Consider the following 11,790-nt stretch of genomic DNA (forward strand, 5'->3'; position numbering starts at 1 on the left):
CTGGCCCGGCTGCTCGCGCCCGGCGGGCTGCTGCTCATGGAGCACGCCGAGGTCCAGGCGCAGGCGGTGCGCGCGACCGCGGCCGCCAGCGGGGCGTTCACGTCGATCGGCACCGAGCCCGACCTCACCGGCCGGCCGCGGCTGCTGCGCGCGCGGCGCTCGCCCGGTTCGGAGTTCGACGCGTGACAGACTCAACCCCTGTGGACGGTGAGCGCATCCGGGACGTGACGCACGAGCAGACCCGCGGTGCGGCGCTGGACGAGGCCGTCGCCGCGCTCGGCAGGGGAGAGCTGGTGGTGCTGCCCACCGACACCGTCTACGGGATCGGTGCCGACGCCTTCACCCCGCCCGCGGTGCAGGCGCTGCTGGACGCCAAGGGACGTGGCCGCCAGATGCCGCCGCCGGTGCTCATCGCCGAGACCCGTACGCTCGACGGCCTGGCCTGGGACGTGCCGGCCGGTGCGCGGGCGCTCGCCGAGGCGTTCTGGCCCGGCGGCCTCACGCTCGTCGTGCGGGCGCAGCCGTCGTTGGCCTGGGACCTGGGCGAGACCGGGGGCACGGTGGCGCTGCGGGTGCCCGACCACCCGGTGGCCCGTGAGCTGTTGCGCCGCACCGGACCGCTGGCGGTGTCGAGCGCCAACCGCACCGGCCGGCCCGCGGCGACCGTGGCCACGGACGCCGCCGCCCAGCTGGGGGACTCCGTCGCGGTGTACCTGGACGCCGGGCCGACGCCGGGCCTGACGCCGTCGACGATCGTCGACGCGACCGGAGCCTCGATGCGGGTGCTGCGCTTCGGGGTGCTGGACCTGGCCGCGCTGCGCGAGGTGGCGGACGTCGAGGCCCCGGAGCCGCCGGCGTGAGGACGTACCTGCTGGTCATGGTGGTGGCTGCGGCCGTCACCTACCTCATGACCCCGGTGGCCCGGCACCTCGCGATGCGCTGGGGGGCGATCACCGCGGTGCGGGCCCGGGACGTGCACACGGTGCCGACGCCCCGGCTCGGCGGCCTGGCGATGTACATCGGGATGACGGTGGCGATCCTGCTGGTCAGCCACCTGCACTTCCTGTCCGGGGTGTTCGCGGACGCCCGGCCGCTCATCGGCATCCTCGGCGGTGGCGGTCTGGTCTGCGCGCTCGGCGTCGCGGACGACATCTGGGACCTGGACTGGCTCACCAAGCTCATCGGGCAGGTGCTGGCCGCGGGGTTCCTGGCCTGGCAGGGCGTGCTGCTCTACCAGCTGCCGATCGGCGGGGTCACGGTCGGCTCGACCCGGATCTGGGTGTTCCTCACGATCCTCGTCGTCGTGGTCGGGATGAACGCGGTCAACTTCGTCGACGGTCTCGACGGGCTGGCCGCGGGCCTCATGGCCATCGGCGGCACGGCGTTCTTCCTCTACACCTACCTGCTCACGGTGGAGACCGACCGCACCGACTACTCGAACCTGGCCACCCTGGTCATCGCCGTGATGGTCGGTGCCTGCCTCGGCTTCCTGCCGCACAACCTGTCGCCGGCCACGATCTTCATGGGTGACTCCGGGGCGCTCGTGCTCGGGTTCATGGTGTCCGCCGCCGCGGTGGTCGTCACCGGGCAGATCGACCCGCAGTCGGTCACCGAGCGGGTGCAGTTCCCGGCGTTCCTGCCGATCCTGCTGCCGGTCGCGGTGCTCGTGCTGCCGCTGCTCGACATGACGCTCGCCGTGGTGCGTCGGCTCGGCCGCGGGCAGAGCCCGTTCCACCCGGACCGGATGCACATCCACCACCGGCTGCTGGCGCTGGGTCACTCCGAGCGGCGCGCGGTGGCGATCATGTACGTCTGGACCGCGGTGTTCGCGTTCAGCGCGGCGGCCCTCGTCCTCTGGTCGACGACGACCGTGCTCATCGCGCTCGCGCTGGGGATCGTCGTGGCCACCCTGCTCACCCTCGGCCCGCTGCGGGGCCGCACCACGTCCCCGAAGGAGACGCCATGAACCAGACGTCGGAGCCCGACGCCTCGGCCCAGGTGCTGCGCACCGCGCTGCGCTCGACCCTGCTGCTGCTCGTCGTGCTGGCCGTCGTCGGTGTGGCCGTCGGTGCGCTGGTGGCGGGCATGCCCGGGGTGTGGGCGGCGGGCATCGGCGTGGCGATGGCGCTCGTGTTCTCCGCGACCACGACGGTGGCGCTGCTGCGCACGGTCACCTCGCCGCCGCCCGTGATGGCCGCCTGGGTGATGGGCACCTGGCTGGTCAAGGTGCTCCTCGTGGTCGTGGTGCTCGGGGTGCTGCGCGGCTACGACTTCTACTCCCGTCCGGTGCTCGCGGCCGTCCTGGGGCTGGGGGTGGTCGGTTCGGCGTTGCTCGACTACCGGGCGGTCACGCGGGGCCGGGTCCCGTACGTCGAACCTGCCCGTGACGACGAGGTGTGACGAAGGTCCCGGTCTGAGGGGCAGATGACATCTCTCGATGTCGAGAGGAACAGCTGCTCATGGGCTAGGCTTGCCCACGTTCAGGTGTCCGTCAGGTCCGGGTGTGCGCGAAGATGCGACCTGGGCTGCGGTCTGGCCTCACGACTTCAAGGAGCTCGCTCTGTTCAGCCTCGCCAGTGCGCTGTTGGTCGCTGACGGCGGCGAGTCCGGCGGATTCCACGCGCCGTCGATCGCCGAGTTCTTCCCCCAGGTGATCCTGTTCGAAGGCACGCCCTTCGCGCTCGACCGGGTCATGCTGGTCCGGATCGTCGCCGCGACCGCGCTCGTCCTGATCATGGTGGTCGTGGCGCGTCGGGCCACCCTCGTCCCGGGCCGCGCCCAGGCCGCGGTCGAGTGGTTGATGGACTTCGTCCGCAAGAACGTCGCCGAGGAGGTCCTCGGCAAGGACCGGGCCCGGCAGTTCACGCCGCTGCTCACGACGCTCTTCTTCGCGATCCTCGCCTTCAACATCACCGGCGTGTTCATCTTCCTCAACATCGCCGGCACCTCCCGGATCGGCCTGCCGCTGCTCTTCGCGGTGGTCGCCTATGTGACGTACATCGCCGCGGGCATCCAGGCCAAGGGGGTGGGCGGGTTCCTCAAGTCGAGCCTGTTCCCGCCGGGCGTGCCGTGGTTCATGTACGTGCTGCTCACGCCGATCGAGCTGCTGCAGGTCTTCATCCTGCGCCCGGCAACGCTGGCCATCCGACTCATGGCGAACATGGTCGCGGGGCACCTCATGCTGGTGCTCTGCTTCTCCGCCACCCAGTTCTTCCTGCTCAGCGCGGGTCCCGCGCTCAAGGCGTTCAGCGTCATCACCCTCGGGGCGGGCTTCGCGCTCACGCTGTTCGAGATCTTCGTGGCGGCCCTGCAGGCCTACATCTTCGTCATCCTCACGGCCGTCTACATCGACCTGTCGGTGTCCGAAGAGCACTGATCCAGTCCGCGGGCCCCGGCCCGACAAGCACAGAGCCCCGGCCGACCGGCCGAGGCGCGAGACACAAAGGAACGGACCACCGTGGCACTTGTGAACTCCGTGGCACTCATCGCCGCCGCAGACGCCGTCTCCGGGAACATCGCGACCGTCGGCTACGGCCTCGCGGTCATCGGCCCCGGTATCGGCCTCGGCATCCTCATCGGCAAGACCATCGAGGGCATGGCCCGTCAGCCCGAGGTCTCCGGCCAGCTGCGCACGACGATGTTCATCGGTATCGGCTTCGTCGAGGTGCTCGGCCTGCTCGGCCTGATCACGGGCTTCATCTTCTCGTGACCGGGGCAGCGCTCGCCGCTCTGGTCGCGGCGGAGGAGTCGCAGCCGAGCATCCTGCTGCCCAACTGGCCGGACCTCATCTGGGGCGGCGTCGTCTTCCTGGTGATCGCCTGGGTGTTCGGCAAGTACGCGCTGCCGCGGCTGCAGAAGGTCCTCGACGAGCGTGCCGAGCTCATCGAGGGCGGTCTGGCCAAGGCGGAGTCCGCTCAGGCGGAGGCCGACGCACGGCTCGCCCACTACGAGGAGCAGCTCGCCGAGGCCCGCGTGGAGGCCGCGCACATCCGTGAGGAGGCGCGCGGCGAGGCGAGCCAGATCCTCGCCGAGTCCCGGGTCCGGGCAGCGGACGACGCTGCGCGGATCACGGCCGCCGCCCAGCGCCAGATCGAGGCCGAGCGTCAGCAGGCCGCGATCTCGCTGCGGTCCGACGTCGGCTCGCTCGCCACCGACCTCGCGTCGAAGATCGTCGGCGAGTCGCTCGAGGACGAGGCCCGCCGCTCGCGGGTCGTCGACAGGTTCCTCGACGAGCTGTCGGCCTCGGCGCCCACCTCCGGGACGGGTCACTGATGAGGGCTGCCTCCCGAGCCTCCCAGGACGCCGTGCTGCGTGCCTGGGAGCCCGTGGTGACCCGCGCCCGCGGGCGCGGTCTGGAGCTGGCTCAGCAGCTGTTCGCGCTGAGTGACGCCCTGGTCAGCTCGCCGGCGCTGCGGCGGGGGATGACCTCGCCGTCGGCGACGGCGGAGGCGAAGGCCGCACTGGCGACCGAGGTGCTCACCGGTGCCGACGCCCGGGTCGTCGCGGTGGCCTGCGACCTGGTCGGCCGTCGCTGGTCGAGCGAGGACGACCTCGCCGAGGCGGTCGAGCTGCTGGCCCGTGTCGCGATCCTGTCCGCGGCGGAGTCCCGCGGCGCGCTGGATCGTGTCGAGGACGAGATCTTCCGCCTCACCCGGGCGCTTGCCGGTCAGCGCGACATGCGTCAGGCGCTCGTCGCCCCCGCGTTCGCGCCCGACAAGCGGGCCGACCTCGCCGAGGCGATCCTCGGCGGCCAGGCCGACCCCGCGACCACGGCGCTCGCGCGGCGTGCCGCAGCAGCCCCGCGCGGCCTGCGGTTCGTCACGACCCTGGGCCACCTGTCCGACCTGATCGCCGAACGTCGCGACCGCAAGGTGGCGACCGTGACGACGGCAGCCCCGTTGAGCGCCGAGCAGACGACCCGGCTCGCCGACGTGCTGGCACGGGTGCTCGGCCGCGAGGTCGAGCTCAACGTGTCGGTGGACCCCCACGTCATCGGCGGGCTGCGTGCGCAGTCCGGTGCCGACGTGATCGACGCGACGGTGCTCGCCCGCCTCGTGGCCGCCAGGCGCGAGCTTGCACGATGACCTTCCGACCCACGACCGATGACGAACGGTGCGCGCGACCGGCGCGACGAGGAGAGACACGATGGCTGAGCTGACGATCCGCCCGGAGGAGATCCGGGCCGCCCTGGACAGCTTCGTCAAGAGCTATGAACCGCACGGGGCCTCCGCCGAGGAGGTCGGGCGCGTCTCGCTCGCCGGCGACGGCATCGCACAGGTCGAGGGCCTGCCCGGCGCGATGGCCAACGAGCTGCTGCAGTTCGAGGACGGCACGTTGGGCCTCGCGCTCAACCTCGACGTCCGGGAGATCGGTGTCGTGGTGCTCGGCGAGTTCGCCGGCATCGAGGAGGGCCAGGAGGTCCGCCGGACCGGCGAGGTGCTCTCGGTGCCGGTCGGCGACGGGTACCTGGGCCGCACGGTGGACCCGCTCGGCAAGCCGATCGACGGCCTCGGCGAGATCGAGACCGAGGGCCGCCGCGCCCTCGAGCTGCAGGCACCCGGCGTGATGCAGCGCAAGAGCGTGCACGAGCCGCTGCAGACCGGCCTCAAGGCCATCGACTCGATGATCCCGATCGGGCGTGGGCAGCGTCAGCTCATCATCGGCGACCGCCAGACCGGCAAGACCGCGATCGCGATCGACACGATCATCAACCAGAAGGCCAACTGGGAGACGGGCGACCCGAACCAGCAGGTCCGCTGCATCTACGTCGCGATCGGCCAGAAGGGCTCGACCATCGCCTCGGTGCGTGGCGCGCTCGAGGAGGCCGGCGCGCTGGAGTACACGACGATCGTCGCCGCTCCCGCCTCGGACCCCGCGGGCTTCAAGTACCTCGCCCCCTACACCGGGTCGGCCATCGGCCAGCACTGGATGTACCAGGGCAAGCACGTCCTCATCGTCTTCGACGACCTGTCCAAGCAGGCCGAGGCGTACCGCGCCGTGTCCCTCCTGCTGCGCCGGCCGCCGGGCCGCGAGGCCTACCCGGGCGACGTCTTCTACCTGCACTCCCGGCTGCTCGAGCGTTGCGCCAAGCTCAGCGACGACCTGGGTGCTGGCTCGATGACGGGTCTGCCGGTCATCGAGACCAAGGCGAACGACGTCTCGGCGTACATCCCGACCAACGTCATCTCCATCACCGACGGGCAGATCTTCCTGCAGTCCGACCTGTTCAACGCCGACCAGCGTCCCGCGGTCGACGTCGGCATCTCGGTGTCCCGCGTCGGTGGTGCTGCCCAGGTCAAGGCCATGAAGCAGGTCTCCGGCACGCTCAAGCTGGACCTGGCCCAGTACCGCTCGCTCGAGGCGTTCGCGATGTTCGCCTCCGACCTGGACGCGGCCAGCCGCGCCCAGCTCACCCGCGGCGCCCGGCTCATGGAGCTGCTCAAGCAGGGTCAGTACAGCCCGTACCCGGTGGCTGACCAGGTCGCCTCGATCTGGGCCGGCACCAAGGGCAAGCTCGACGACGTCCCGCTGCAGGACGTGCGGCGGTTCGAGACCGAGCTGCTCGACCACCTGCGCCGGCACACCGAGGTCCTGTCGACCATCGCCACGACCGGCAAGCTCGAGTCCGCGACCGAGGATGCACTCGCCGCGGCGATCGACGTCTTCCGGGCCGGCTTCCTCACCTTCGAGGGCAAGCCGCTGGTCGGCGGCGACGACGAGGCCGAGGTCGAGATCGAGCAGGAGCAGATCGTCAAGCAGAAGAAGGCCTGACGTGGCAGGTTCCCAGCGCGTCTACCGCCAACGGATCAAGTCGACCCGGTCGCTGAGCAAGATGTTCCGCGCCCAGGAGCTGATCGCCGCCTCCCGCATCGGCCGCTCGCGCGACCGTATGTCCCAGGCGGCCCCGTACTCCCGGGCGTTGACCCGGGCGGTGTCGGCGGTCGCGACGCACTCGAACGTGACGCACCACTACCTCACCCCGCGCGAGGACACGAACCGGGCGGCCGTGCTGCTCATCGCCTCCGACCGCGGGATGGCGGGGGCCTACTCGGCCACCGTCATCCGGGAGACCGAGCGTCTCATCGCCCGGCTCAACGGCGAGGGCAAGCAGGTCGACCTGTACGTCTCGGGGCGTCGTGCGATCGCGTACTACACCTTCCGCTCGCGGCCGCTGGCCGGGAGCTGGGCGGGGGTCTCGGACGCGCCCACGGCCGAGGTGGCCGACGAGATCTCCGACCGGTTGCTGCAGGCGTACGACGCGCCCGCCGACGCCGGGGGCGTGGGCGAGGTGCACGTGGTCTACACGCACTTCGTCAACATGGTGACCCAGCGCCCGCAGATCGTGCGGATGCTGCCCCTCGAGGTCGTCGAGGGCGTCGTCGAGCACGAGGACGGTGCCCAGCTCCCGCTGTACGAGTTCGAGCCCGACCCGACCGAGGTGCTCGACGCACTGCTGCCGCGGTACGTCCGGTCCCGGATCTTCGCGTGCATGCTCCAGGCCGCGGCCTCCGAGCTCGCCGCTCGGCAGCGGGCCATGCACACGGCGACCGAGAACGCCGAGGACCTCATCCGGCTGTACACCCGACTGGCCAACCAGGCCCGTCAGGGCGAGATCACGCAGGAGATCAGCGAGATCGTGTCGGGTGCCGACGCGCTCGCCGCTTCCTGACCCCCGACCGCACGGACCGGACCCGTCGTCCGGAGGAACGAAGAGGATTCAGATGACCGCCACCACCGTCGCCGCGGAGACCGCGGCGAAGTCCGCGCCCGGCGTGGGCCGGGTCGCCCGGGTGATCGGCCCCGTCGTGGACATCGAGTTCCCGCCGGACCAGATCCCCGAGATGTACAACGCCCTCAAGGTCACCGTCGACCTGTCCGGCCAGGGCGAGGGTGAGGGAGACGGCTCCCTCACGATGACGCTCGAGGTCGCCCAGCACCTCGGTGACTCGCTCGTGCGGGCCATCGCGCTCAAGCCGACCGACGGCCTGGTCCGCGGCGCGCTCGTCACCGACACCGGTGCGCCGATCTCGGTGCCGGTCGGCGACGTCACCAAGGGTCACGTGTTCAACGTGATCGGCGAGGTGCTCAACCTGGAGCCGGGCGAGAAGCTCGAGATCACCGAGCGCTGGCCGATCCACCGCAACCCGCCGGCGTTCGACCAGCTCGAGTCCAAGACGGTCATGTTCGAGACCGGCATCAAGGTCATCGACCTGCTCACCCCGTACGTGCAGGGCGGCAAGATCGGCCTGTTCGGCGGTGCCGGTGTCGGCAAGACGGTCCTCATCCAGGAGATGATCCAGCGCGTCGCCCAGAACCACGGCGGTGTGTCGGTGTTCGCCGGGGTCGGCGAGCGCACCCGTGAGGGCAACGACCTCATCGTCGAGATGGAGGAGGCCGGCGTCTTCGACAAGACGGCACTGGTCTTCGGCCAGATGGACGAGCCGCCGGGCACGCGTCTTCGCGTCGCCCTGTCGGCCCTCACGATGGCGGAGTACTTCCGCGACGTGCAGAAGCAGGACGTGCTGCTGTTCATCGACAACATCTTCCGGTTCACCCAGGCTGGCTCCGAGGTCTCCACGCTGCTCGGCCGCATGCCGTCCGCGGTGGGCTACCAGCCGAACCTGGCCGACGAGATGGGCCAGCTCCAGGAGCGGATCACCTCGACGCGCGGCCACTCGATCACCTCGCTGCAGGCGATCTACGTGCCCGCCGACGACTACACCGACCCGGCACCGGCCACGACGTTCGCCCACCTGGACGCCACCACCGAGCTGAGCCGTGAGATCGCCTCGCGCGGTCTGTACCCGGCCGTGGACCCGCTGAGCTCGACCAGCCGCATCCTCGACCCGCGCTACGTGGGCCAGGAACACTACGACGTGGCCACCCGCGTGAAGTCGATCCTGCAGCGCAACAAGGAGCTGCAGGACATCATCGCGATCCTCGGTGTCGACGAGCTGTCCGAGGAGGACAAGACCGTCGTGGCCCGGGCCCGTCGCATCCAGCAGTTCCTGTCGCAGAACACCTACATGGCGACCAAGTTCACCGGCGTCGAGGGGTCGACGGTGACGATCGCCGAGACCGTCGAGGCGTTCAAGAAGATCGCGGACGGCGAGTTCGACCACATGGCCGAGCAGGCGTTCTTCAACATCGGTGGCCTGGATGACCTCGAGCGCAACTGGGCCCGCATCCAGAAGGAGTACGGCGTCTGACGACGCCGTACCAGGACGCGGAGGAACCATGGCAGAGCTTGAGGTCGACATCGTCGACACCGACGGCAAGGTGTGGTCGGGGCCGGCGCGGCGCGTGGTCGCGCCCGCCGGCGACGGCGAGATGGGCATCCTCGCCGGGCACGTCCCGGTGCTGTCGGTGCTGCGCCCCGGTGAGGTGCGTGTGCTGCCGACCGACAGCCAGGAGGTCCTCCGGTTCACCGTCGCGGGCGGCTTCTTCTCGGTGGACTCCGACCAGGTGACCATCGTGGCGGACGAGGCGCGTCCCGCCGCTGTGGCGACCCACTAGGAGCCGACCCATGACGACCCCGCACCTGCTGGCCCTGCTGCTCTCGGCGCTCGCGATCGGGGTCGTCCTGGGGGTGGGCGCTGTCTGGGTGCGTCGACTGCAGGTCCTGGGTCGGCGCAAGGGCGCCTTCCGCTGCCAGGTGGCCGCGAGCCCGGAGGGCCCCTGGCGGGCCGGTCTGGCGCAGTACTCGGCGGAGGACCTGTCCTGGTGGCCGCGGTTCTCCCTGGGCGGTGCCCAGCGGTGGCGTCGGGCGGACCTCATCGTGATCGAGCGGCGCCCGTCGCGGCTGCAGGACGCGACCGGGCACCCGCTGCTCGTCGTCGGCTGCGGGGTCACCCGCGGTGTCGAGGCGGTCCCGGAGCTCTACCTGCTCGTCGACCGCTCCTCCTCGGCGGGGCTGACGAGCTGGCTCGAGGCGGCTGCCACCTACCGGGGCTTCGTCATCTGATGCGGCTCGTCGTCGCGGACTGCGCGGCGCGGTACACCGGGCGGTTGTCCGCCCAGCTGCCGCGCGCCACCCGTCTGCTCCTCGTGAAGGCCGACGGCTCGGTCCTGCTGCACTCGGACGGCGGCTCGTACAAGCCGCTCAACTGGATGAGCCCGCCCTGCCGCCTCGCCGTGGCGGACCCGGACGACGAGCAGGTCGCTGCCGGCGTCCAGCAGGTCTGGACCGTGCAGCACACCAAGTCCGACGACCGCCTCGTCATCGAGCTGTTCGAGGTGCTGCACGAGTCTGCGCACGAGCTCGGCGTCGACCCGGGTCTGGTGAAGGACGGTGTCGAGGCGCACCTGCAGGAGCTGCTGGCGGCGCAGATCACCCTGCTCGGGCCCGGGCACACGCTCGTGCGGCGGGAGTACCCCACGGCCATCGGCCCGGTCGACATCCTGGCGCGGGACCCCTCCGGCGGGACGGTCGCGGTCGAGATCAAGCGCCGTGGCGACATCGACGGCGTCGAGCAGCTCACCCGCTACCTCGAGCTGCTGTCCCGTGACCCGCGCCTGACGCCGGTGCGCGGGGTGTTCGCCGCGCAGGAGATCAAGCCGCAGGCGCGGGTGCTCGCCCGGGACCGCGGCATCGAGTGCCTCGTGCTCGACTACGCCGGGCTGCGCGGCATGGACGACCCGACCGCCCGGCTGTTCTGAGCACCGGCGGGCGGCGCGTCCCGTCCGATGCGCCGGTGCTGGGATGATGGCCCGGTGACTCGTGCGGTGAACCAGTGGGCTCTGCGGGGAGCGGTGGTGAGCGGCGGCTCCGCCACCGCTGACGCCGTCGTGGTCGGGGAGGGCGCCCGCATCGTCCACGTGGGCGCGGCCGATGAGCTGCCCGCCGCCTGGGTCGACCTGCTGCCGCCCCCGAGCGACGACCTGCTGCTGCCGGGGCTGGTCGACGTGCACTGCCACGGTGGCGGCGGCGCGAGCTTCCCTGACGCGCAGGACGCCGCCGAGGTCCGCGCGGCCGCGGCCGAGCACCTCACGCACGGGACCACGAGCCTCGTGGCCTCCCTGGTGACGGCCTCCACCGACGTCCTGCTGGCCCGTACGGCGCTGCTCGCCGACGTGGTCGAGGCAGGTGACCTCGTCGGGATCCACCTCGAGGGCCCGTTCCTGTCACCCGACCGGCGCGGCGCGCAGAACGCCGCCGACATGCGGGCCGGCGACGTGCGGCTGGTCGAGGCGGTCGCGCAGGCTGCGCGGGGTTCCCTGCGCACCATGACGGTCGCACCCGAGATCCCCGGGGTGGCCGACGGGACCGGCCCGGACGACGACGTGCTCGCGGCGCTCGTGCGCGCCGGGGCGCTGCCGTCGATCGGGCACACCGATGCCGGGTTCGAGCAGGTCGCGGCGGCCATCGAGCGGACGCGTGCCCTGCTCGCCGGCAGCCGTCGGCTGAGCGCGACCCACCTGTTCAACGGCATGCGTCCCTGGCACCACCGCGAGCCCGGTCCGGTGCCGGCGTGCCTGGACGCAGCGGCCCGCGGTGAGCTCGTCGTCGAGCTGGTGGCCGACGGGACGCATCTGGGCGACGGCACGGTCAAGGCCGTGTTCGATCTGCTCGGACCCGACCGGGTGGCCCTGGTCACCGATGCGATGGCTGCCGCGGGGATGGCCGACGGCGAGTACCGGCTCGGGCCGCTCGAGGTGCGGGTGCTCGACGGCGTCGCCCGGTTGCGCACCACCGACGGCACCGACGGCGCGATCGCCGGCGGCACGGCGCACCTGCTCGACGTCGTGCGTGCGGTGGTCGGAGCCGGCGTGCCGCTCACGGCGGCGGTG

14 protein-coding genes and 1 pseudogene are annotated in these 11,790 nt (G+C 71.6%); all 15 read left to right on the forward strand.

Annotated elements, in window-relative coordinates; genetic code table 11:
* A pseudogene (locus tag F2B26_RS11015) lies at window positions 1-186 on the forward strand (peptide chain release factor N(5)-glutamine methyltransferase); the annotation flags it as partial.
* Between the two features lie 14 nt (window positions 187-200).
* Window positions 201-860 (forward strand): L-threonylcarbamoyladenylate synthase, encoded by a 660-nt coding sequence (locus tag F2B26_RS11020; protein WP_159809287.1) that lies wholly within the window; start codon window positions 201-203, stop codon window positions 858-860.
* Entirely contained in the window at window positions 857-1,966 is a 1,110-nt protein-coding gene (locus F2B26_RS11025; RefSeq protein ID WP_159809289.1) for a glycosyltransferase family 4 protein, read from the forward strand. The genes F2B26_RS11020 and F2B26_RS11025 overlap by 4 nt, the downstream gene beginning before the upstream one ends.
* A complete protein-coding gene (locus F2B26_RS11030; RefSeq protein WP_159809291.1) occupies window positions 1,963-2,400 on the forward strand; it encodes a Cg1360 family ATP-synthase-associated protein in 438 nt (145 codons plus the stop codon). The genes F2B26_RS11025 and F2B26_RS11030 overlap by 4 nt, the downstream gene beginning before the upstream one ends.
* A 103-nt stretch (window positions 2,401-2,503) precedes the next feature.
* Window positions 2,504-3,376, forward strand: coding sequence for a F0F1 ATP synthase subunit A (gene atpB, locus F2B26_RS11035; protein WP_235929619.1), 873 nt, complete (start codon window positions 2,504-2,506; stop codon window positions 3,374-3,376).
* Between the two features lie 90 nt (window positions 3,377-3,466).
* Window positions 3,467-3,709 carry an ATP synthase F0 subunit C gene (atpE, locus tag F2B26_RS11040; protein WP_159809295.1) on the forward strand — a complete coding sequence of 81 codons (243 nt, stop codon included), beginning with the start codon at window positions 3,467-3,469 and terminating at the stop codon, window positions 3,707-3,709.
* Window positions 3,706-4,272 carry a F0F1 ATP synthase subunit B gene (locus F2B26_RS11045; RefSeq protein ID WP_159809297.1) on the forward strand — a complete coding sequence of 189 codons (567 nt, stop codon included), beginning with the start codon at window positions 3,706-3,708 and terminating at the stop codon, window positions 4,270-4,272. Before atpE ends, F2B26_RS11045 begins: the two co-directional genes overlap by 4 nt.
* Window positions 4,272-5,084 carry a F0F1 ATP synthase subunit delta gene (locus F2B26_RS11050; protein WP_159809299.1) on the forward strand — a complete coding sequence of 271 codons (813 nt, stop codon included), beginning with the start codon at window positions 4,272-4,274 and terminating at the stop codon, window positions 5,082-5,084. Before F2B26_RS11045 ends, F2B26_RS11050 begins: the two co-directional genes overlap by 1 nt.
* Before the next feature lie 61 nt (window positions 5,085-5,145).
* The gene (atpA, locus tag F2B26_RS11055) at window positions 5,146-6,771 is read left to right on the forward strand and encodes a F0F1 ATP synthase subunit alpha (RefSeq protein ID WP_159809301.1); all 1,626 of its coding nucleotides are present in this window, start codon (window positions 5,146-5,148) and stop codon (window positions 6,769-6,771) included.
* 1 nt (window position 6,772) lies between these two features.
* Window positions 6,773-7,669 (forward strand): F0F1 ATP synthase subunit gamma, encoded by an 897-nt coding sequence (locus F2B26_RS11060; RefSeq protein ID WP_159809303.1) that lies wholly within the window; start codon window positions 6,773-6,775, stop codon window positions 7,667-7,669.
* A gap of 52 nt (window positions 7,670-7,721) precedes the next feature.
* Window positions 7,722-9,209, forward strand: coding sequence for a F0F1 ATP synthase subunit beta (gene atpD, locus F2B26_RS11065; RefSeq protein ID WP_159809305.1), 1,488 nt, complete (start codon window positions 7,722-7,724; stop codon window positions 9,207-9,209).
* Window positions 9,210-9,237: 28 nt separating this feature from the next.
* Window positions 9,238-9,516 (forward strand): F0F1 ATP synthase subunit epsilon, encoded by a 279-nt coding sequence (locus F2B26_RS11070; RefSeq protein ID WP_159809307.1) that lies wholly within the window; start codon window positions 9,238-9,240, stop codon window positions 9,514-9,516.
* Window positions 9,517-9,526: 10 nt separating this feature from the next.
* Entirely contained in the window at window positions 9,527-9,964 is a 438-nt protein-coding gene (locus F2B26_RS11075; protein WP_159809309.1) for a DUF2550 family protein, read from the forward strand.
* On the forward strand, window positions 9,964-10,659 hold the full coding sequence (gene nucS, locus F2B26_RS11080; RefSeq protein ID WP_159809311.1) for an endonuclease NucS: 696 nt from the start codon (window positions 9,964-9,966) through the stop codon (window positions 10,657-10,659). Before F2B26_RS11075 ends, nucS begins: the two co-directional genes overlap by 1 nt.
* Window positions 10,660-10,755: 96 nt before the next feature.
* A partial coding sequence (locus tag F2B26_RS11085) for an N-acetylglucosamine-6-phosphate deacetylase (RefSeq protein WP_235929620.1) occupies window positions 10,756-11,790 on the forward strand: 1,035 nt, incomplete at its 3' end.

Origin of the sequence: Cellulomonas citrea, from assembly GCF_009829685.1 — a bacterium.
Taxonomy (GTDB): domain Bacteria; phylum Actinomycetota; class Actinomycetes; order Actinomycetales; family Cellulomonadaceae; genus Cellulomonas; species Cellulomonas citrea.

Coding starts and splice junctions, on each gene's coding strand:
- atpA (WP_159809301.1), top strand. CDS start 5,146: ATGGCTGAGCTGACGATCCGCCCGGAGGAGATCCGGGCCGCCCTGGAC.
- atpD (WP_159809305.1), top strand. CDS start 7,722: ATGACCGCCACCACCGTCGCCGCGGAGACCGCGGCGAAGTCCGCGCCC.
- F2B26_RS11075 (WP_159809309.1), top strand. CDS start 9,527: ATGACGACCCCGCACCTGCTGGCCCTGCTGCTCTCGGCGCTCGCGATC.
- nucS (WP_159809311.1), top strand. CDS start 9,964: ATGCGGCTCGTCGTCGCGGACTGCGCGGCGCGGTACACCGGGCGGTTG.
- F2B26_RS11050 (WP_159809299.1), top strand. CDS start 4,272: ATGAGGGCTGCCTCCCGAGCCTCCCAGGACGCCGTGCTGCGTGCCTGG.
- F2B26_RS11030 (WP_159809291.1), top strand. CDS start 1,963: ATGAACCAGACGTCGGAGCCCGACGCCTCGGCCCAGGTGCTGCGCACC.
- F2B26_RS11070 (WP_159809307.1), top strand. CDS start 9,238: ATGGCAGAGCTTGAGGTCGACATCGTCGACACCGACGGCAAGGTGTGG.